This is a genomic window from Jiangella sp. DSM 45060, assembly GCF_900105175.1.
In the GTDB taxonomy this organism is placed as follows: Bacteria; Actinomycetota; Actinomycetes; order Jiangellales; family Jiangellaceae; genus Jiangella.
Window position 1 is genome coordinate 3,330,023 of record NZ_LT629771.1, and the last position, 19,346, is coordinate 3,349,368.

The 19,346-nt window shown below is 74.8% G+C and carries 18 protein-coding genes; 5 read left to right on the top strand and 13 right to left on the bottom strand.

The features are described 5' to 3' along the window. Window positions 1-13: 13 nt before the first annotated feature. The 6 genes from BLU82_RS14970 to BLU82_RS14995 all read right to left on the bottom strand — a co-directional run bounded on the left by BLU82_RS14970 (window position 14) and on the right by BLU82_RS14995 (window position 8,318). The gene (locus BLU82_RS14970) at window positions 14-1,237 is read right to left on the bottom strand and encodes an ABC transporter substrate-binding protein (RefSeq protein ID WP_092621804.1); all 1,224 of its coding nucleotides are present in this window, start codon (window positions 1,235-1,237) and stop codon (window positions 14-16) included. Continuing rightward, window positions 1,234-2,298 (bottom strand): ABC transporter ATP-binding protein, encoded by a 1,065-nt coding sequence (locus BLU82_RS14975; protein ID WP_092621807.1) that lies wholly within the window; start codon window positions 2,296-2,298, stop codon window positions 1,234-1,236. The genes BLU82_RS14970 and BLU82_RS14975 overlap by 4 nt, the downstream gene beginning before the upstream one ends. After that, window positions 2,295-3,332: an iron ABC transporter permease gene (locus BLU82_RS14980; protein ID WP_092621810.1), complete on the bottom strand. Its 1,038-nt coding sequence runs from the start codon at window positions 3,330-3,332 to the stop codon at window positions 2,295-2,297. The genes BLU82_RS14975 and BLU82_RS14980 overlap by 4 nt, the downstream gene beginning before the upstream one ends. Before the next feature lie 126 nt (window positions 3,333-3,458). Next, entirely contained in the window at window positions 3,459-3,992 is a 534-nt protein-coding gene (locus tag BLU82_RS14985; RefSeq protein WP_157740986.1) for a hypothetical protein, read from the bottom strand. A gap of 10 nt (window positions 3,993-4,002) precedes the next feature. Next, window positions 4,003-6,258, bottom strand: a complete 2,256-nt coding sequence (locus tag BLU82_RS14990) for a cation-translocating P-type ATPase (protein WP_231947796.1) — start codon at window positions 6,256-6,258, stop codon at window positions 4,003-4,005. Continuing rightward, window positions 6,255-8,318 (bottom strand): cytochrome c oxidase assembly protein, encoded by a 2,064-nt coding sequence (locus BLU82_RS14995; protein WP_197682963.1) that lies wholly within the window; start codon window positions 8,316-8,318, stop codon window positions 6,255-6,257. Before BLU82_RS14995 ends, BLU82_RS14990 begins: the two co-directional genes overlap by 4 nt. A 106-nt stretch (window positions 8,319-8,424) precedes the next feature. Between BLU82_RS14995 and BLU82_RS15000 the strand changes: the two genes are divergently transcribed. Continuing rightward, a complete protein-coding gene (locus BLU82_RS15000; RefSeq protein ID WP_092621819.1) occupies window positions 8,425-8,811 on the top strand; it encodes a BlaI/MecI/CopY family transcriptional regulator in 387 nt (128 codons plus the stop codon). Window positions 8,812-8,822: 11 nt separating this feature from the next. Then, a complete protein-coding gene (locus tag BLU82_RS15005; RefSeq protein WP_092621822.1) occupies window positions 8,823-9,623 on the top strand; it encodes a M48 family metalloprotease in 801 nt (266 codons plus the stop codon). Here BLU82_RS15005 and BLU82_RS15010 read toward each other — a convergent pair. From BLU82_RS15010 to BLU82_RS15040, 7 genes are all read right to left on the bottom strand, one after another. Further along, window positions 9,620-10,033, bottom strand: coding sequence for a DUF6069 family protein (locus BLU82_RS15010; RefSeq protein ID WP_092621825.1), 414 nt, complete (start codon window positions 10,031-10,033; stop codon window positions 9,620-9,622). The genes BLU82_RS15005 and BLU82_RS15010 overlap by 4 nt on opposite strands. Beyond that, window positions 10,030-11,031 carry an RNA polymerase subunit sigma-70 gene (locus BLU82_RS15015; RefSeq protein WP_092621828.1) on the bottom strand — a complete coding sequence of 334 codons (1,002 nt, stop codon included), beginning with the start codon at window positions 11,029-11,031 and terminating at the stop codon, window positions 10,030-10,032. Before BLU82_RS15015 ends, BLU82_RS15010 begins: the two co-directional genes overlap by 4 nt. A gap of 73 nt (window positions 11,032-11,104) precedes the next feature. Then, window positions 11,105-11,719, bottom strand: a complete 615-nt coding sequence (locus tag BLU82_RS15020) for a PadR family transcriptional regulator (protein ID WP_092621831.1) — start codon at window positions 11,717-11,719, stop codon at window positions 11,105-11,107. A gap of 53 nt (window positions 11,720-11,772) precedes the next feature. Beyond that, entirely contained in the window at window positions 11,773-14,034 is a 2,262-nt protein-coding gene (locus BLU82_RS15025; protein WP_092621834.1) for a xanthine dehydrogenase family protein molybdopterin-binding subunit, read from the bottom strand. Further along, the gene (locus tag BLU82_RS15030) at window positions 14,031-14,897 is read right to left on the bottom strand and encodes a xanthine dehydrogenase family protein subunit M (RefSeq protein ID WP_092621837.1); all 867 of its coding nucleotides are present in this window, start codon (window positions 14,895-14,897) and stop codon (window positions 14,031-14,033) included. Before BLU82_RS15030 ends, BLU82_RS15025 begins: the two co-directional genes overlap by 4 nt. Beyond that, entirely contained in the window at window positions 14,894-15,391 is a 498-nt protein-coding gene (locus tag BLU82_RS15035) for a (2Fe-2S)-binding protein (RefSeq protein ID WP_092621840.1), read from the bottom strand. The genes BLU82_RS15030 and BLU82_RS15035 overlap by 4 nt, the downstream gene beginning before the upstream one ends. 61 nt (window positions 15,392-15,452) lie before the next feature. After that, entirely contained in the window at window positions 15,453-16,439 is a 987-nt protein-coding gene (locus tag BLU82_RS15040) for an asparaginase (protein WP_092621843.1), read from the bottom strand. Window positions 16,440-16,531: 92 nt separating this feature from the next. On the opposite strand from BLU82_RS15040, the gene BLU82_RS15045 reads away from it, so the two are divergent. From BLU82_RS15045 to BLU82_RS15055, 3 genes are read left to right on the top strand one after another with little or no spacing between them, the layout of a single operon-like run. Further along, window positions 16,532-17,524 carry an MBL fold metallo-hydrolase gene (locus BLU82_RS15045; protein WP_092621846.1) on the top strand — a complete coding sequence of 331 codons (993 nt, stop codon included), beginning with the start codon at window positions 16,532-16,534 and terminating at the stop codon, window positions 17,522-17,524. 28 nt (window positions 17,525-17,552) lie between these two features. Further along, window positions 17,553-18,212: an SRPBCC family protein gene (locus tag BLU82_RS15050; RefSeq protein WP_092621849.1), complete on the top strand. Its 660-nt coding sequence runs from the start codon at window positions 17,553-17,555 to the stop codon at window positions 18,210-18,212. Window positions 18,213-18,244: 32 nt separating this feature from the next. Continuing rightward, window positions 18,245-19,339, top strand: coding sequence for a mandelate racemase/muconate lactonizing enzyme family protein (locus BLU82_RS15055; protein WP_092621852.1), 1,095 nt, complete (start codon window positions 18,245-18,247; stop codon window positions 19,337-19,339). Window positions 19,340-19,346 lie beyond the last annotated feature (7 nt).

A 19,346-nucleotide genomic window follows, 5' to 3' on the forward strand; every position in this document is an offset into this window, starting at 1 on the left:
CGACGGCGTGCGGTCACGGCGCCGCGGCCGGCGCGACGTAGCAGGTGCCGTGCTCGCCGGGGAACAGGTCGGGGGCGAGGCCGATCGCGTAGTCCTTGATCAGCAGGTCGACGTCGAGGTAGCCCTTGGCCCGGCACTCCTGGAAGTGCTCGTCCACCACGGCGAGGAACCGGCCCTCGGCGATGGGCGCGAAGCTCTGGTAGCGCGAATCGCCGGCGGTGGTGGCGAGGTGTTCGCTCATCGGGGCGTAGTTGATGAAGAAGTCGGCGTCGGCGCCGGCGCCCAGGGCCGCCTCGTAGTCGTAGAGCTTGCCGTTGGGCTCGGTGTTGTCGTCGCCGAACGGGTTGTCCGCGCCCAGCTGGGCCAGCAGCCGCCCGTTCAGCGTGTCGACCCCGTGCGCGTAGAAGAAGTCGCCGCAGAACTGCTCGCCGACGCAGACGTAGCCGACCTGACGGCCGGTGGCGGCGCCGGCGCCGGTGACCCGCTCGACCACCTCGTCGAAGCGGGCACGGATGGCGTCGAACTCGGCGTTGGCCGTCGCCTCGGCGTTGTAGAAGGCGCCGATCATCTTGATCCACTCGGCGGAGGCGAGGGCGTGCCGCTCGAGCCGGTTCGAGACGCTGACGCCGGGCAGCCCGGCGGCGCGGGCGTTGGTGATGTCGTCGAAGCCCACCCCGAAGCCGGACATGAACAGGACGTCGTTCTCCAGGACGAGCAGCGTCTCGCGGTCGAGGTCGGTGTACTCGCCGACCGGGAGCGGGTCGCCGGCCTCCTCGATGACGCCCGCGTACCAGGCGTCCTGCTCGCCGTTGCCGAGCAGCTGGCCGCTGAGCCCGGTGACGGACGGGTTCTGGCCGAGGCGGTCGATCATCGCCAGCGCGTTGAACGACGTGACCGTGGCGCTGTCGACCGGGATCTCGACGAACAGCGCGTCGGCCAGGACGCCCTCGGCCGGCGGTCGCGGCGTCCCGCACTGGTACAGGACGTAGCGCAGGTCCTCGTCGCCGGGGTTCTCACCGTCGGCGACGGTGATGACCTTGTAGGAGCCGAAGTACTCGATGTTCCACAGCTCCGACTCCTCGACGGTGCTCTTGACCGGGAAGTGGTCCTCGCCATCGGCGTGGTCGGTGACGCAGCCGCCGGCGGCGGCCGGCTGGGGGTCGTCGTCCGCGCCGCAGGCGGCGAGGACGAGCACGGCCGCCAGGGCGGGGACGGTGACGCGGGACGCTCGGTTCATGGTGTGATGCTCCTCGTCTGAGCGAGATCGGTGGGGAGGCCGGGGGTGGCCGGCGCGAGCTCCGCGAGCCGGCCGTGCAGGGTGGCGAAGCCGGACCCGCTGGTCGTGCCGCCGTCGGCGGTGAGAGTCCAGGTCACCGGTGGTCCGTCACGGACCTCGAGGCGATGGGCGGCCGACGCGGCGACGGCGACGCCGGCCCGGGCGGCCGCCCGGCGGGCCCAGTGCGCCGCGGTCTCGTCGCCCCGGACGCTGACGGCCGGGCCGTCCTCGCGCACGTCGGTGACGAAGGTGCCGGCCGCGTGGTCGAACCTGATGCCGTCGCCGGCGTAGGCCGCCGCGATGCTGCCGTCGGCGCCGAGGTCCTCCGGCGCGCCCGCCTGGAACCGCCCGCCGGGATGGACCAGCCAGATCTCGTCGGCGGTGCGCAGGGCCAGTTCGAGGTCGTGCATCGACATCAGCACGGCCAGCCCCGTCTCGGCGGCCAGCCGCCGCAGCAGCGCCATCAGCTCGACCCGGCGGGTGAGGTCCAGGAACGCGGTCGGCTCGTCCAGCACCAGCACCGACGGCTCCTGCGCCAGCGCGCGGGCGACCATGACCCGTTGCCGCTCGCCGTCGGACAGTTCGTCGAGGTGACGGCCGGCCAGCTCGGTGGCGCCGGCCGCGTGCAGGGCCCAGTCGACGACGTCGCCGTCGGAACGGTGCAGCGGCCCGAACCAGCCCGTGCGCGGGGTGCGGCCCATGGACACGAGGTCGCGGGCGGTGAGCAGGCCGACGTCGACGCGGTCGGTCAGGACGACCGCGAGCCGCCGGGCCCGCTCGCGGGCCGTCAGCCGCGACAGCTCCGCGCCGTCCAGGCGCACGGACCCGCCCAGCGCCGGCTGGCTGCCCACCAGGGTGCGCAGCAGCGTCGACTTCCCGGCGCCGTTCGGCCCGAGCAGGCAGACCAGCCGGCCGGGCCGCAGCGACGCCGTCACCGACTCGACGACGGCGACGGTCCGGCGGCGCCCGGCCCGGTACCCGGCGGTGAGGCCATCGGCCGCGAGGACCGCGTCGCCGCTCATGCCGGCACCTGCGCCGAGTCGCGCCGGCGGCGTAGCAGCACCCACAGCACGACCGGCCCGCCGATGAACGCCGTCACCGAGTTCAGCGGCAGGGCCGTGCCGGTGAGGCCGTTGCCGCCGGCGACGTACTCGGCGACCAGCACGAGCACGGCTCCGAGCAGCGCCGAGGCCGGCAGCACGACCCGGTGGTCTGACGTGCGCAAGAGGCCTCTGACCAGGTGCGGCGCGGCCAGGCCGATGAACCCGATCATCCCGCAGTACGCCGTGGTCACGCCCGCGAGCACGGCGACAGCGGCCAGCGAGATCCGCTGCACCGCCCGCACCGGGATGCCCATCGTCGCCGCGTACCGCTCCCCCAGGAGCAGGACGTTCAGCGGCCGGGCCAGCGCCAGTGACACGACCACGGCGACGACGCAGACCGGTGCGAGCACCCGCAGGTCGTCCCACGAGACGTCACGGACGGTGCCGCGGGTGAAGCCGGCCAGGCTCTGCAGCCGCTCCGGCTCGGTGTAGTAGACGAGCACGTCGACGATCGCGCCGGCCAGGTAGCCGAACATCACGCCGACGATCAGGACGGTGACCGGCCCGGCGACGCGCTGCGCGACCGCCAGCGCGAGAACGAGCACCAGCCCGGCCCCGACGATCGCGGCGCCGGTGACCCCGAGCTGGTCGAGCACGCCGAGCTGGCTCAGCCAGCCGGTCCCGGTGGTCCCCAGGATCACGACCGCGGCGCCGAGCTGGGCGCCGGAGCTGACCCCGAGGACGAACGGGTCGGCCAGCGGGTTGCGGAACAGCGTCTGCATCTGCGCGCCGCCGACGGCCAGCGCGGCGCCCGCGAGGACGGCGGTGAGCGCCTTCGGCAGCCGCGCGTCGACGATCACCGTCTCGTACACGTCGCGGCTCGCCTCACCGCCCAGCAGCACCGAGGCGACCTCGTCAAGCGGGATCCGCACCGACCCCTGGCCCAGGAGCACCAGGACGCCGAACACGAGCAGCACGACCAGAGCGGCGAAGACGACGAACCGTTGAGGCATGGAGGGTCCTCTCGCACGTCCTGCGACGACGCGCCCGGAGTCCAGGGATCGCGCAGGCAGGGAAACCCGGCGGCTCGGCAGCACGCACCGGGACGCCGTCGCGGATCGGCCGCGACGGCGGGACGCTCAGTTCGAGAGGACGGGCGGGCCGCGCCAGGCCGGCCCGGAGCGGGCCAGGATCCACCGGCGTACGGGACGGGGCGCGGCGAACGCGGCGGCGGCCGGCGCGGGCCCGGGCGGCGGGCAGCAGCGGACCAGCCGCAGCGCCCGGACGACGCCGCAGAGCGAGGCCAGCGACCACACCAGCCGCTCCCCGCAGGCCAGCGCGGCGCCGATGACGACCGTCGCGACCACATGCGTCAGCACCATCGTGGCGCCCGGTGTGGCGACGGGCGAACCGCCGTGCTCACCCCCGGCGCTCAGCAGATGGAACACCACCTGCGACACCCCGGCGACCGCGACGATGCCGGCGAACCCGCGACGCCGGTCCGCCGCCGCGACGCAGATGACCGCGAGCAACCCGGCGCACAGCAACAGACCGGGCGACAACGGCGGCCTGCCCCCGGCGGCCACATGCGCGCCCATGGACATGAGCAGGCAGAACACGGCCAGCACAGCACCGCGCACGAGGCGCGGCAGACCACGTCCAGGGGACGGCACGGGCGACATGTTATCCAAGGCGTCGGGCGCGGAACGAGCGCAGCCGCAGGCTGTTGGTGACCACCAGGACCGACGACAGCGACATCGTGGCGGCCGCGATGAGCGGGTTGAGCAGCCCGGCCGCCGCGACCGGCACGGCGGCCAGGTTGTAGCCGAACGCCCAGACCAGGTTGCCGCGGATGGTGCCGAGGGTCTTGCGGGACAGCTCGACGGCGTCGACGACGGCGCGCAGGTCGTCGCGGACGACGATGATGCCGGCAGCGCGCATGGCGACGTCGGTGCCGTCGACCACGGCGATGCCGAGGTCGGCCGCGGCGAGAGCGGCGGCGTCGTTGATGCCGTCGCCGACCATGGCCACCCGGCGGCCCTCGGCCCGCAACCGCTCGACGGCGGCGGCCTTCGCGGCCGGCAGGACCTGCGCGCGCACCTCGTCGATGCCCGCCGCGCGGGCGGCGGCCGCGGCGGCCGCGGGACCGTCGCCGGTGAGCAGGATCGTCCGCAACCCGAGTGAGCGCAGCCGGGCGACGGCGGGCGCGGCGGACGGTTTGACGGTGTCGGAGAGCGCGATGACCGCCTGCGCCGTACCGCCGGCCGCGACGACCACGGTCGTGTGTCCGGCGGCGCCGCGCCGGTCCAGCTCGGCGCGCAGCGTCGCGGGCACGTCGACGCCGTGGTCGAGCAGCAGCCCCGGTCCCCCGACCAGGACCTCGCGGCCGCCGGCGACCGCGCGGACGCCCAGCCCAGGCAGGGTGCGGTGCTCGGTGGCCGTCACCCGGGCGGCGCCGGTCTCGTCGGCGTGCGCGACGACCGCCCGGGCGATCGCGTGCTCGGAGCCGCGTTCGACGGCCGCGGCGAGCGCCAGGACCGCGCCGGCGTCGGCCCCGTCCCGAGCGACGACGGCGTCGACCCGCATGATCCCGGTGGTGAGGGTGCCGGTCTTGTCGAAGACCACGGTGTCGATGCGGCCGCTCGCCTCGAGCGCGTCGTGGCCCTTGATGAGGATCCCGAGCTGCGCGCCGCGGCCCACGCCGACCATCAGCGCGGTCGGCGTGGCCAGGCCCAGCGCGCACGGGCAGGCGATGATGAGCACGGTGATGGCCGTGCCGAAGGCGTCGCGCGGCGCCGCGCCGCCCAGCAGCCAGCCCGCGAGCACCGCCGCCGACAGCGCCATGACCGCCGGCACGAACACCGCGACCACCCGGTCGACCAGAGCGTGGATGCGGGCCTTGCGCTGCTGCGCCTCCTCGGCCAGCGCCACCATCTGGGCCAGCTGGGTGTGCGCGCCGACCCGCTCGGCCACCACCTCGAGGCGGCCGTCGCTGCTGACCGTCCCGCCGATGACGTCGTCGCCGGGGCGCACCTCGCGCGGCACCGGCTCACCGGTCATGGCGCTGACGTCGACGGCGGCGAGCCCGGCGCGGACGCGTCCGTCGGCGGCGATGGTCTCGCCCGGCAGGACGACGAACACCTCGCCCGCGCGCAGTTCGGCCGGCGCGACGAGGACCTCCCGCCCGTCGCGCAGCACGCGGACGCTCACGGCCGCCAGCCGGTCCAGCGCGTTCAGCACGTCGCCGGCCCGCCGTCGCGACCGGGTCTCGAAGTAGCGGCCGGCCAGCTGGAACGTGGTCATCGCCGCGGCGACGTCGAGGTAGAGGGAGTCGGCGCCGGCCGGCGTCATGCCGTACCCCAGCCAGTAGGCCGGCTGGTCCGAGCCGATCGCCAGGGTGACGACCGCCCAGCCGAACGACGCCGTGATGCCGAGTGACACCAGGGTGTCCATGGTGAAGCTGCGATGCCGCAGGTGCCGCAGCGCCGCCCGGTGGAACGGCGCGGCCGCCCAGAACACGATGGGGACGGCCAGCGCGACGCAGGCCGCCTCCCAGAACGGGAAGCGCCACTCCGGCACCAGCGCCAGCACGATGGTGAGGTCGCACAGCGGGATGGTCAGCAGCGCCGCCACGATCAGCCGGCGCCGCAGCGAGGCGATGCGGTCGGTGCCGGCGCGGCGGCTCCACTCGTCGTCGCCGCGTTCCCAGGGCGCGGCGTCGTAGCCGGCCGCGCGGACGGCCTCGACCGCCTTCGCGGCGTCCGCGGCGGGGATCCCGGCCACCACGGCGCGCTCGGTGGCGTAGTTGACGGTCGCGGTGACGCCGTCGAGCGCGTTCAGGGCCCGCTCGACGCGGCGCGCGCAGGCCGCGCAGGTCATGCCGGCCACCTGCAGCTCGAGCAGCTCGTTGGCGTCCGGGCGGACGGCGGTGCCGGTCACGGGTGCGCCTTCCCGTCGCGCGCGGCCCGTTCGTCGAGCCGGCGCAACATCTCGTTGTAGGAGTCGAAGTCGTCGTCGAGCCCGCTGTCGAAGTGACGGTCCCGGCGGCGCGCCTCGCGTTCGTCCGACCGCGCCCACTGCCGGCCCAGCGCCGCCATCACCAGCAGCAGCGGGATCTCCCCACCGGCCCAGGCGATGCCGCCCCCGGCCCGCTGCACGCCGTCGAGGTCGCCGATCCACGGGAGGTCGAGCAGGCGGTAGTACTCCTCGGCGATGACGGTGTCGCTGGTCATGAGGATGACGCCGAAGAAGGCGTGGAACGGCATGGCCGCCAGCACGAAGCCGAGCCGGCCCAGGTGCGGCAGCGGCCGCGGCGGCCGGTCGACGCCGACCACGAGGCTGAAGAACAGATAGCCGACCACCACGAAGTGCAGGTTCATCAGCTGATGCGCCCAGTGGAAGCGCATCGCGTCGCCGAACAGCCCGGTCAGGTAGAGGCCGTAGTACGAGCCGATGAAGACGACGAAGACCAGCAGCGGGTGGTAGGCGAGGCGCAGCAGCGGCGACCCGAGCGCCGCCGTCAGCCACTCGTGCGGTCCGGCGGCCTCCCGCGGGCCGGCCGGGCGGGCCGCCCGCAGCAGCAGCGTCAGCACGCCGCCCATCGCCAGCAGCACCGGCGCGAACATGTTCAACGCCATGTGCACGCCCATGTGCACGCTGAACGACGGGCCGGAGTAGCGGCCCAGCCCGGACGACGTCACCACCACCACGACCAGCCAGCCGGCCGTCCACGCGGCCGTCCGTCCCACCGGCCAGAGGTCGCCGCGTCTGCGCAGCCGCCGCACCGCCAGCAGGTAGACCAGGACGGCCGCGGCGGCGAGAACGGCGAACAGGACGTTCGGCCGCCAGGCCGTGACCAGGGCGGCGGCCGACGGCGGCGCGTCGACGTCGAAGCCGAGGAACACCTGCGCGTACGAGGTCGGCACGAAGTACTGCGGCGGCGGGATGCGCGTCATGGCCACGCCGGCGCCGAGCCAGCCCGCCACCGCCACCACGGCCGCGGCGAGGCACCCCATCAGGCGGCGTTCGGTCAGCGCGCCGCGCCTCGCCCACCACCAGGCCGCCGCCAGCGCGACGCCGACGACGACCTCGGCGGCCAGCCGCACGACCGCCAGCCGCCCGGTGCCCGACCCGAGCAGCGGCGAGCCCGCGAGCTTGAACCACGTCACGGCCAGTTCCGTGACGAGGACGAGGGGCAGCCCGGCGGCCAGCAGCCGCGCGGTCCGGCGCAGCGTCTCGTGTGCGAGCACCCGGCCCGTCGCGGCCCGCAGGCCGAGCACGAGCACCGGCCCGAACGTCCCCGCCACCAGCACCACCTGGATCGCCGCGGCGTCCACCCCGACGTCGTGGTCCGGCCCGACCAGCACCTGCCCGACCACCACCGGGGCCAGCAGGCCGAGCACGCCGGCGCCGAGCGGCACGAGCAGGCCCTGCCAGCGGCGCGCCAGGAACGCGCCCGCCGCGACCACCGCCGCGCACAGCGCCGTCAGGATCCATGCCTTGGGCAGGTCGGAGAACGACACCAGATACGGCAGGTGGCCCGGCAGCACCGCGCTGGACAGCGGCGCTCCCCCGGCGTCGGCCGCCTCGGCCAGCACGGACACGGCCGCCGCTGACAGCCACACCAGAGCCGCGACCTGCACCGTCGTCAGCGTCAGCCCGCGCGACAGCCGATCCCGCCCGCCGCCGCGGCGCGGCCGCAGGAACAGCGCCACGACGAGCCCGCCGACGGCGATCAACCCGGCGACGTCGGCCACCAGGCGCGCCGCCGCGGCCGTGACGGGCACCGCCGTCCCCGGGAAGTCGACGTGGATCGACGCGTAGACCGCCGCGTCCTGCGCCACGGCCGCGGCGATGCCCGGCCCGCCGGCGACACCGGCGGCGAGGACCGTCACCGCCGCGAGCGGCGCCCGGCGGCGGGACAGCCGCAGCCCGGCGACGTCCGCGGCCGCAGGACCGGCAGGCGTCTCGGGCCGGTCCTCCAGGTTCAGCTGACGCACCCGCCGCACGCTACCGTTCTCTACATGAAATAGAGAAATCGACGGCCGCTGGGTGCGGCGACCCCCTCCTACCCATGGAATCTCTACCAGCAGTAGAGTGGCCGCCATGGCCGGTCAACGGCGCCGCGCCAGCGGCGAACTCGAGCTCGACGTCCTGCGCGTGCTCTGGAGCAACGACGTCCCGCTGACCGCCAAGGAGATCCAGGACGTCTTCGCCGAGCCGGTGCCCGCCTACACCACCATCCTCACGACGCTCGAGCGGCTGCGCGCCAAGGGCGACGTCGTCCGCGCCGGCGAGGGCAGCCGCGGGTTCCGCTTCACCGCGGCCCACTCCGAGTCCGAGCACACCAGCCGCGTCATGCTGAGCCAGCTGGCCACCTCCACCGATCGCTCCGCGGCGCTGCTGAAGTTCGCCGGCAACCTCGACGCCCGCGACGTCGACCTGCTCCGCGACGCCCTCACGCCGCGCCGCGCGCGGCGGCGTTCGGACTGAGGCCCGATCCGGTGTCGATCGTCCTCGCGCTCCTCGGCTACGCGCTGCTCACGGTGCTGGCCGCCCCGGCCGTCATCCGCGGCCGCTGGTCGATCGGCCATCCGCGCTGCGCGCTGGCCGCCTGGTACACCTTCTTCGGCACCGGGTTGCTGGCCACCGCGGCGAGCCTGGTCGTCGCGGTCGCGCTCGCGTCGCACCGGCAGGCGACGGACACGCCCTGGTCGGACCCGACCGTGCTCGTCCTCGTCGCGTACCTCGCCCTGGCCGGCCTCGGCGCGGCCATCGCGCTGGTCGCCGACCGCACCGAGCCGATGCTGCACGACGAGCACGCCACGCAGCACAGCCTCACCGGCCTCGCCCACGCCCTGACCTACGACGTCGAGCACCGGCGCGGCGTCCAGGTCAGCTACGTGCGCGCGTCGCACGCGTTCGTCTGCGCCGTCCCCGGCCGTCCCGCCCGCGTCCTCGTCTCGTCCGCCGCCGCCGAGGCGCTCACGCGGGCGGAGCTGCTCTGCGCCGTCGAGCACGAGCTCGCCCACCTGCGCGGGCGGCACGCGACGGTCCTGCGCCTGGCCAACGTCAACGCCGCCTGCCTCCCGGGGGTGGCCGCCGCCCAGGCGATGCGGCGCTCGACCGCGCTCCTGCTCGAACTGGCCGCCGACGACGCCGCCGCCCGCGCCCACGGCGTCGTCGCCACGGCCGGCGCCCTGCGGACCATGGCCGGCCGGACCGGCGACGAGTCCATGCGGCTGCGCGCCGAGCGGCTGCTCAACCGGCCGCCCCGGCCACGGGCCCTGACCGCCATCGCCTAGGCGGCTCTGGCGCGCAGGCTCCGCGCCAGGGCGGGGATCATCACCGCCGCGGCGAGGAGGTGCAGCCCGGCGAGGGTGACGGTGGTGGCGGCGTTCGCCCCGAAGAGCAGCGGCGGGACCAGCGAGATCGCCGTCAGCGTCAGGGCCGTCCACACGAACCGCTCCGCGGGGCGGGCGCTCCACCGCAGCAGCCCGGCGGCGATGACGATGCCGGCGACGGACAAGACGCCGGTCACCACGGCGAGCCCGGCCAGCGGGATCGTCTCTCCGCCGGAGACCTCGAAGTCGACGCCGGCGGCCCGGGCCAGCGCACCGGCGAGGGTGGTGGCCGCCACCGCCGCGACCGCGGCGAGCAGGCCGGTGCCGGCGAGCCCGCGGAACCGGTGCGCGTCGAGGGCCTGGGCGCTCATGCCGTCCCTCCGTCCGCGGCCAGCCGCTCCGGCAGCCCGAGCCGCGGGAACCGGTCGGCGTGGAACGTGACGATCTCGGTGATCGCCCCGCCGGTGACGCGCAGGACGTCGATCGTCAACGGCAGGTACGCGCCCTCGTCCTCGCTCCACTCGTAGAAGGCGACGGCGGGCTGGCGGTTCACGGCGGTGGGGACGGCGCGCAGGCCCTCCATGCGCTCGAAGCCGTCCTCGACCCAGCTGGTCACCACGGCGTCGCGGCCGATGTGCAGGCCCGGCGTGGGCGGCATCGAGCAGCGGACGTCGTCGCGCAGCAGGGCGGCGAGCGCGTCGACGTCCGTGGCGACGCTGGCGTCGGTGTAGCGGCGCACCAGCTCGCGCGTCGCGGCGTCCTCCTCGTCGCCGGTCCAGTCCTGCCGCTCGGCGGGCAGGTGCTCGCGCATGCCGGCGCGGGCCCGCTGCAGCGCGCTGTTCACGGAGTTGACGGAGTCGCCGAGCAGCTCCGCGACGTCCTTCGCCGGCCAGCCGAGCACGTCGCGCAGGATCAGCACGGCGCGTGGGCGCGGCGCGAGATGCTGGACCGCGACCAGGTACGCCAGCTCGATCGTCTCCCGCGCGACGGCGACGGCCTCGGGCTCGTCCGCGTCGCCCGCGGGCAGCTCGTCGAGCAGCCGGTCCGGGTAGGGCTGCAGCCACAGCACCTCGCCGCCGGTCGCGGGCTCCGGGCGGCGCTTGGCGAGCAGGTCGAGGCAGGCGTTGGTGGCGATGCGGTACAGCCAGGCCCGCAACGTCGACCGCCCCTCGAACGTCTCGCGCCGCCGCCAGGCCCGGAGGAACGTCTCCTGCACGGTGTCCTCGGCGTCCTCGAACGAGCCGAGCATCCGGTAGCAGTGCACGTGCAGCTCCCGCCGGTGCCGCCGCGCCAGCCCCGAGAACGCCGGTTCGTCCGCCTCGTCCAGGCGCTCGGCGCCCAGTTCCCGCAGCCACGCGTCCGCACTCATCGCGTCATCCTTCCGTCACGTCGTATCCCTTCGTACATGTGACGGCGACGGGCGCGACAACTCATCACTGGGTCTAGTCGGCGTCCTCACCGGCCAGCGGTGCGCCGCGCCGTTCGAGGTCGTCCAGGAGGGCCAGGCCCTTGCGCGCCCAGTCGATCTCCATCTGGGCCTTCGCCACCTCGCCCTCGAAGGCGAACTTGCGGAACGCGACGATCGCCTCGTGCTCGGCCTCGGGCCGCCGGCTGAGCCGCTCGCGCAGCAGCGAGACGCGGCGGGCGTCGAGGTCGTCGAGCATGTGCTGCCAGCCCTGCAGCGCCCGCGCGTAGTGGCCGATGTGCTCGTGCAGCTGGCGCCGCGCGGCGTCGTAGCCGGCCTGCTCGAAATGCGCGGCCTTGAGGCGGTAGGGGTCGCGCTCGGACTGGTACGGGATGAGCTCGCCGGACCACCGCCGCAGCTCGGCCCGGCCGGCGTCGTTGATCGAGTAGACCCGCTTCTGGGCGCGGTCGCCGCGCGGCACGACGTCGGCGTCGATGAGGCCGTCGCGCTCCATGCGCCGCAGCTCGGGGTAGATCTGGCTGTGCGGCGCGCTCCACACGTAGGCGATGCTGCCGTCGAAGTACTTGATCAGCTCGTACCCGGTCATGGGCTGGGCGGTGAGGGTGGCGAGCAGCGCGTGGCGCAGCGACATGGGGTGTCCCTACATCAGCAAACCGATGAATATCCGCAACAGTACCGAACGACTCATGTCACCTCACGCAACAGCGCCCGGACCCGGTCGGCGGTGAGCGGCAGCGTGGTCACCCGGGCGCCGGGCACGCCCAGCGCGTCGGCGACGGCGTTCGCCACCGCGGCCGGCGTCCCGACCATGCCGGACTCCCCCGCGCCCTTGGCGCCCAGCGGGTTGCCCGGCGCGGGGTGCTCGAGGACGATCACCTCGATGTCGGGCAGCTCACCGGCCGACGGGAGGCGGTAGTCGCCGAGCGTCGTGGCCATCGGCTGGGCCCGCTCGTCGTAGCTGAGCTCCTCCAGCAGCGCCGCGCCGATGCCCTGGCTCGCCGCGCCCGCCAGCTGGCCGCGGACCAGCGCCGGGTTCACCGCGCGGCCGACGTCGTGGGCGACGACGTGCCGGACGACGCGCACCCGCCCGGTGTCGCGCTCGACCTCCACCACGCTGAGCGCGGCGCCGAACGAGAACGTCGGGTGCGGCTTGTCGAACCGAGCACGGCCCTCCCCCACGTCCTGCAGCGGGCACGACACGCCACCGGGACCGTGGGCGCGCCCGTCGCGGAACTCCACGTCGTCCGGCTCAGCCTCCAGCAGCTTCGCGGCCTTGGCGCGCAGGTCGCGGGCGGCCAGCAGCACCGCGTTGCCGGCCACGGGGGTGGACCGGCTGGCGAACGCCCCGAACCCCATGGGGACGGCGTCGGTGTCATGGTGGTCGACCCGCAGGCGGTCCATCGGCACGCCGAGCTCGTCGCCCGCGACCTGCGCCAGCACCGTCTCGACGCCCTGCCCCAGCGAGGCGACCCCGACGTGGACGACGAAGCTCCCGTCCGCGGCCGGGACGATCCGCGCGTCCTCGAACGGGCCCATCGCGCCCACCTCGACGTAAGCGGCGACGCCGACACCGGCGCTGACGCCGTCGCCGGACCTGGCCGCCGCCTCGCGGCGGAGCTCGTCGTAGCCGGCCCGCGCGAGCAGGGTCTCGAAGGACGAGCGGAAGGCGCCGCTCAGGTAGCTGATCGGCGGGACCGGCGCCGAGCCGGCGCCGAGCGACCAGGTGAACGGCAGGTCGTCGTCGCGGATGAGGTTGCGCCGGCGCAGCTCGGCCGGGTCGAGTCCCAGCCGGCCGGCCAGCACGTCCAGCAGCCGCTCGCGGACGAACGCGGCCTCCGTCATGCCCGGCCCGCGGTAGGTGCCGACCGGCGTGCGGTTGGTGAGCACCCCCGTGGTCTCCAGCTCGAACGCCTCCCACCGGTACGGGCCCGGGAGGTGCAGCGCCGGCAGCAGCTCCGGCAGCGTGCCCTGCGACCTCGCGTACGCGCCCTGGTCGCACCGGGCGCGGTCGCGGAAGGCGAGCAGCCGGCCGTCGGCCGTCGCGGCGATCTCGAGCTCGTGCTCCTGCTCGCGGGCGTGGTTGGTGGCCACGAAGTGCTCGGTGCGGTCCTCGATCCACTTGACCGGACGGCCCAGCCGCAGCGCCAGGAACGCCACGAGATAGTCCTCCGGGTAGGCCTCGCCGCGCACGCCGAAGCCGCCGCCGACGTTCACCTCCACGATCCTGATGGCGGCCGGATCCAGCGCCAGCATCTCGGCCAGCGCCGCGCGCACGGCGTGCTTCACCTTCGCGCCGCCCCAGAGCGTGAGCCGGCCGGTGGCGGGGTCGGCCTCGGCGATGGCGCCGCGCGTCTCCATCGGGACGGCGGTGTGCCGGTGCATCCGCAGCCGCTCGCGGACGACGACGTCGGCCCGGGCGAACGCCGCGTCGACGTCGCCGTGGCGCAGCGGGTAGCTGCTGACGACGTTGTCGCCGAGCTCGGGGTGGAGCACCGGCGCACCCGGGTCGGCCGCGGTGGCGAGGTCCGCGACGACGTCGAGCTCGTCGAGGTCGACGTCGACCAGCTCGGCGGCGTCCTCGGCCAGGTAGGGGTCGGTGGCGACGACGACGGCGATCGGCTCGCCCACGTACCGGACGACGCCCCGGGCCAGCGGCGGCTGGAGGACCCGTCTGGCCCGGGGCGTGTCGGCGAGCGGCAGCCGGATGGGGATGCGCACGTCGGGGAGGTCGTCGGCGGTGATGACCGCCAGCACGCCGGGCATGGCCGCGGCGTCGGCGGTGTCGATGCCGGCGATCCGTGCGTGTGCCACCTGGCTGCGCACGATCCTGGCGTGCACCTCGCCGTCACGATGCACGTCGGCGACGTAGCGCGCCGCACCGGTGAGCAGCGGGAGGTCGGCGAGCCGTTCGACGTCGGCGCCGACGAGTCCGCGGACTCGGGTCATGGGTGGTCCTCCCTCAGTCGCCGCAGGGTCCGCCCGACCAGGACGGCGACCAGCTCGCGCCGGAACGTCGCGCTCGCGTGCGGGCCGTCGGCGGGGTCGCAGCCCGCGGCCGCCGCACCGGCGGCGGCGTCGATGACCTGCTCGGTCAGCGCCGAGCCCAGCAGCGCGTCCTCGGCCTCGCTCGCACGCAGCGGGCGTGCTGCGACACAGCCCAGGACGACCCGTGCGTGCCGGACCCGGCCGCCGTCGTCCAGCGCGACCGCCACGGCGGCGGTGACGAACGCGAAGTCGCCGGCCCGCGGGCTGAACTCGGCGAACGCGGTGCGCAGGCCCGCCGGCGGCGCCGGGAACCGGCCGTCGACGACGATCTCGGCCGGCTCCAGCACGGTCATGAACGGGCCGGCGAAGAACTCCGCGGCCGGGATGACGCGGTCGCCGCCGCTGGAGCGCACCGTGAACGACGCGTCCAGGGCGGTGGCGGCCACCGGCAGCTCGGCCGCGGGGTCGGCGTGGGCCAGGCTGCCGCCCAGCGTGCCGCGGATCCGGATCGGATGGTGCCCGATGAGCCCGGCGGCCTCGCGCAGGACCTGCCACGGACCGGTCAGGACGGCCGAGCGCTCCAGCTCGTGGTGGCGGACCAGCGCGCCGATGACGAGCCCGGCGCCGTCGGCGCGCATGGTGTCCAGACCGGGCACGCGGCCGATGTCGACCAGGTGAGTCGGCCGGGCGAGGCGGTAGGCGAGCAGCGGGAGCAGGCTCTGCCCGCCGGCGAGCACCTTGGCGTCCTCGCCGGCGTCGTCCAGCAGCGTCAGCGCGTGCTCGAGCGACTCGGCGCGGGCGTAGGCGAACGGCGGCGGCTTCACGCCACGTCCCCGGCCAGCTCGCGCTGCGCGGCGAGGACCGCCCGCACGATCGGCCCGCCGCCGGTGCAGCGGCACAGGTTGGACGTCAGGACCTCACGGATCCGCTCGGGCGACGCCTGCGGCTCCGCGCGCAACAGGCCCAGCGCGAGCATGAGGAAGCCGGGCGTGCAGAACCCGCACTGCAGGCCGCCGTTCTGGTGGAACGCGCGCTGCAGGGCGTGCAGCTCGGGACCGTCGGCCAGCCCTTCGACGGTCTCGACGCCGGCGCCCTCGGCCTGCACGGCCAGCGTCAGGCAGGACCGGACCGGCCGGCCGTCCAGCAGCACCGTGCAGGCGCCGCAGACACCGTGCTCGCAGCCCAGGTGCGTGCCGGTGAGGCCGTCGTCGCGCAGCGCGTCGGCGAGCGTGCGCCTGGCCGGCACCCGCATGGTCGCCGGCCGGCCGTTGACGACGACGTCGACGGCAGCGGTGTCGTCCTCCCCGATCCAGGTCATCGCCGCTCCTCTCGATTATGTATCATAATACGTATCGTCATAACCAGCCGTCAACGTCCGCTCACGCGACCTGGTCGAAGGCCGCGGCGATCCGCTCGGTGCGCCACCCGGCCCCCAGCGCGAGCGACAGCAGGATCCGTGCCTTGAACGGGTCGAGCGCGCCGGCGGTGAGCAGCCCGCGGGACAGCAGGTCGCGCTCGGACCCCGGGAACCCGTACGTCGTGCGGAACCCCTCGCCGGCGCCGCAGCGCGAGGCCAGCACCACCGGGATGCGCCGGGCCAGCCGGGTGACGTCCTCGACCAGCCGGCCGGGCACGTGACCGGCGCCGAACCCGGCCAGGACGACGCCGCCGAACCCCAGGTCGGGCAGTTCCCGCAGGATCCGCCCGTCGTCGCCGAGCGCGATGGTCACGAGCGCGACCGGCGGCGGCTGGGTGCCCAGCGGCGCACCGATCACCACCCGGGCGGCCGGTCGCAGCGGTATCCGCACCCGGTCCTCCGCGACCCAGCCGATGGGTCCGGCGCTCGGCGACGCGAACGCCGACGGCCGCGACGTGTGCAGCTTGCGGACGAACCGGGCGGCGTGGATCTCGTCGTTCATGGCGACGACGACGCCCAGCCCGCACGCCTCGTCACCGGCCGCCACCCGGACGGCGGCGAGCAGGTTGGCCGGACCGTCCGCGCCGGGCTGACCGGGGCCGCGCAGGGCGCCGGTGACGACGACCGGCCGGTCGGTGTCGCTGAGCAGGTCGAGCGCGAACGCCGTCTCCTCGATGGTGTCGGTGCCCTGGGTCACGACGACGCCGTCGCCGCCGGCCGCGACCAGCTCGCGCACCCGGCCGGCGAGCGCGATCAGGTCGGTGAGCCGCAGCTGCGCGCCGGGCAGCCGCCGGAACTCCTCGGCGCCGATGGTCGCCACCTCGGCCAGTTCCGGCACCCCCGCCACGAGGTCCGCCGCGTCCAGGGCGGGCTCGACGCCGCGCCCGTCCGTCCTGGTCGTCATCGCGATCGTGCCGCCGAGCGAGAGCACGTGCACCGTCCGAGTCATGCGCCCCTCCTCCACTTCGCCTTGACGATAGGAATCAGCTGACGTTAGCGTTTACGTATCTTAATACATACTTCCCGAGGAGGGACCGGACCGTGGTCTGCTGGCCGTTGCCCGTCATCCACGAGACCAGCGAGCGTCAGGCGGGCTTCGTCCCGCCGAATCTCAGCCCGCGCGGACTCGAACTGATCCCCCAGGAGCTCGCCGACGGCGTGTACGCGCTCATGGCGAACCGCGTGCCCAAGGACAACAACGGGCTCGTCGTCGGCCGCGACGCCGCGCTGGTCATCGACGCCGGCATCACCCCCGGTGTCGGCCGCTACCTGCAGGACGTCGTCGCGAAGCTCACCGACAAGCCGGTCCGGTACCTGGTCAACACCACGTACCACGGCGACCACAGCTTCGGTAACGCGTCCTTCGGCGACGACGTCACGATCGTGTCGTCGCGGCTGAACAAGGCCGCCATGACCACCATGGGGCTGGAGGAGGAGAAGCAGCTGCGCCTCAGCAGCCTCTACGGCGACCCACACCTCGACGAGGTCGTGAGCTGGCGCGCACCCGACCTCGTGTTCGACCGGTTCTGCGAGATCGACCTCGGCGGGCGCGTCGTCCACCTGTGGCACTTCGGGCCCGGGAACGGCTCGGGCGACACCATCGTCCACGTCCCCGACGCCGATGTCGCCTGGGTCGGGAACTTCCTGCGCCACGCCGGCATCCCGCCCATGCTGCTGGCCGGCGACCCGGTCGGCTACGGGCGGTCCATCCGGTCGCTGAAGGCGACGCTGCGCGCCGACACGCTCGTCCCCGGCCACGGCCCGCTGACCGAGGCCGCCGACGGCATCAGCTGGCACCTCAGCTACCTGGACCGCCTCGCCACCGAGGTCTCGCGGCGCCACGACGCCGGCGAGACCGTCGACACGATGCTGGCCGAGTACACACTGGACGACCCGCTGCAGCTGTCCGAGGTCGTGCCGTCGGCCGGCCCGGAGGAGGCGGACCGCTTCGACGCGCTGGTCCGGTCGAACCACGAGCTCAACGTCCTGCTGGCGTACCGGTGGCTGACGTCGGCCGCCGCGTGGGCCGCCTGACCGGGCGGCCGGGAACGAAGGAGCGGTCATGGAGATCGAGAACACGTTCACCGTCCCGGTTCCGGTGGACGAGGCCTGGAGAGTGCTGCTCGACGTGGAGCGGGTGGCGCCGTGCATGCCGGGCGCCACGCTCGACGCGGTCGACGGCGACGAGTTCTCCGGCCGGGTCAAGGCGAAGGTCGGTCCGGTGAGCCTGTCGTACAAGGGGCGGGCCCGCATCGAGTCCGCCGACGAGGAGTCGCACACCGCCGTCATCGCCGCCCGCGGCAAGGACGCGCACGGCAACGGCACGGCCGCCGCGACCGTCACCATGCACCTGACCGACGACGCGGGCGCGGCGCGCGTCGACCTGCTCACCGAGCTCGACATCACCGGGCGGCCGGCCCAGCTCGGGCGCGGCGTGATGACCGACGTGGCGAACGCCATCATCGGGCAGTTCGCCACGGCCCTGGCGCGGCAGCTGGCGGCGGCCCCGCCACCGTCCGAGCCGCCCGGCGAACACCCCGGCGGGTGGCAGCCGCCGGGTGAGCCGGCGCCCGCGGGCGCCGCCACCCGGGCACCCGCCCCGGCACTCGACCCCACCGTCCCCGAGGCCATCGACGTGCTCGGGATCGCCGGCCGCTCGGTGCTGCGCCGTATGGGCGCGGCCCTGGCCCGTGTCGTGCGCCGGCTGTTCCGGCGCTCCTGACCCCCCACCCGACGTCCCGTAAGGAGCCCACCGTGGCGAGCGGCACCACGATCACCGACGTGACCACCACCTTCCTCTCCATCCCGCTGGAGCGGCCGTTGGTCACGGCGGCGTTCCCGATCCCGGCCATCGACACCGCACTCGTGCAGGTGCGCACCGCCGACGGCCATGAGGGCGTCGCCTGGAGCTTCGCCTTCGGGCGCGGGCGCGTCGCCAGCCTGGTCCGGCTCATCGACGATCTCGGCGAGCTGGCCGTCGGCGCCGACGCGGTGGCCACCGAGGCCCTGTGGGCGCGGCTGTCGAAGGCGGTGGAGTTCGCCGGCCGGCGTGGCCTCGCCGCGGCGGCGATCTCCACCATCGACACCGCCTGCTGGGACATCACCGGCCAGGCCGCGGGCCTCCCCGTACACCGGCTGCTCGGCGGGTTCCGCGACCGGGTCGAGACGTACGCGAGCCAGGGCCTGTGGCTGGACCGCGGCCGCGACGAGCTCGCCGCCGAGGCGCAGGCTCTGGCCGGTCAGGGCTTCCGGGCGGTCAAGATGCGCGCCGGGCTGCCGGACCCGGCCGAGGACGTCGCGCGCGTGCGGGCGGTGCGCGAGGCCATCGGGCCCGACGTCGCGCTGATGGTCGACGCCAACCAGGCGTGGGACCTCAAGCAGACCCTCCGCATGGCCCGCGACCTGGCCGAGTTCGACCTCTTCTGGCTGGAGGAGCCGATGCCGCACGGCCACATCGACGACTACGCGGCCGCGGCGCCGGCCATCGAGATGCCGCTGTGCACCGGTGAGTCGAACTACTTCGCCGACGAGCTGCTCCTCCTCGCCCGGCGACGAGCGGCGGACTACGTCATGCCCGACCTCATGCGCATGGGCGGGGTGACGGAGTGGATGAAGGCGGCCCGGATGTGCGAGGTGTTCGGGCTGCGCGTCACGCCGCACCTGTTCATGGAGCACTCCGCGCACCTGGCCGGCGCGGCGCCCAACGTGGTGTGGCAGGAGTACCAGCCCTGGTGGCAGCCGATCCTGGAGACGCCCGTGCAGGTGGTCGACGGCTGCATCGCGCTGGGCGACGAGCCCGGCTTCGGCCTGCGGCTGTCCGCGTCCGCCGTCGCCGAGTACCGGCTCTGAAGGGGAC

Excerpts from the sequence above, each read along its gene's own strand:
- BLU82_RS15010 (WP_092621825.1), bottom strand. The coding sequence starts at position 10,033 with ATGAGCGCCCAGGCCCTCGACGCGCACCGGTTCCGCGGGCTCGCCGGC.
- BLU82_RS14980 (WP_092621810.1), bottom strand. The coding sequence starts at position 3,332 with ATGCCTCAACGGTTCGTCGTCTTCGCCGCTCTGGTCGTGCTGCTCGTG.
- BLU82_RS15025 (WP_092621834.1), bottom strand. The coding sequence starts at position 14,034 with ATGACCCGAGTCCGCGGACTCGTCGGCGCCGACGTCGAACGGCTCGCC.
- BLU82_RS14970 (WP_092621804.1), bottom strand. The coding sequence starts at position 1,237 with ATGAACCGAGCGTCCCGCGTCACCGTCCCCGCCCTGGCGGCCGTGCTC.
- BLU82_RS15035 (WP_092621840.1), bottom strand. The coding sequence starts at position 15,391 with ATGACCTGGATCGGGGAGGACGACACCGCTGCCGTCGACGTCGTCGTC.
- BLU82_RS15050 (WP_092621849.1), top strand. The coding sequence starts at position 17,553 with ATGGAGATCGAGAACACGTTCACCGTCCCGGTTCCGGTGGACGAGGCC.
- BLU82_RS15040 (WP_092621843.1), bottom strand. The coding sequence starts at position 16,439 with ATGACTCGGACGGTGCACGTGCTCTCGCTCGGCGGCACGATCGCGATG.
- BLU82_RS14975 (WP_092621807.1), bottom strand. The coding sequence starts at position 2,298 with ATGAGCGGCGACGCGGTCCTCGCGGCCGATGGCCTCACCGCCGGGTAC.
- BLU82_RS15015 (WP_092621828.1), bottom strand. The coding sequence starts at position 11,031 with ATGAGTGCGGACGCGTGGCTGCGGGAACTGGGCGCCGAGCGCCTGGAC.
- BLU82_RS15020 (WP_092621831.1), bottom strand. The coding sequence starts at position 11,719 with ATGTCGCTGCGCCACGCGCTGCTCGCCACCCTCACCGCCCAGCCCATG.
- BLU82_RS15000 (WP_092621819.1), top strand. The coding sequence starts at position 8,425 with ATGGCCGGTCAACGGCGCCGCGCCAGCGGCGAACTCGAGCTCGACGTC.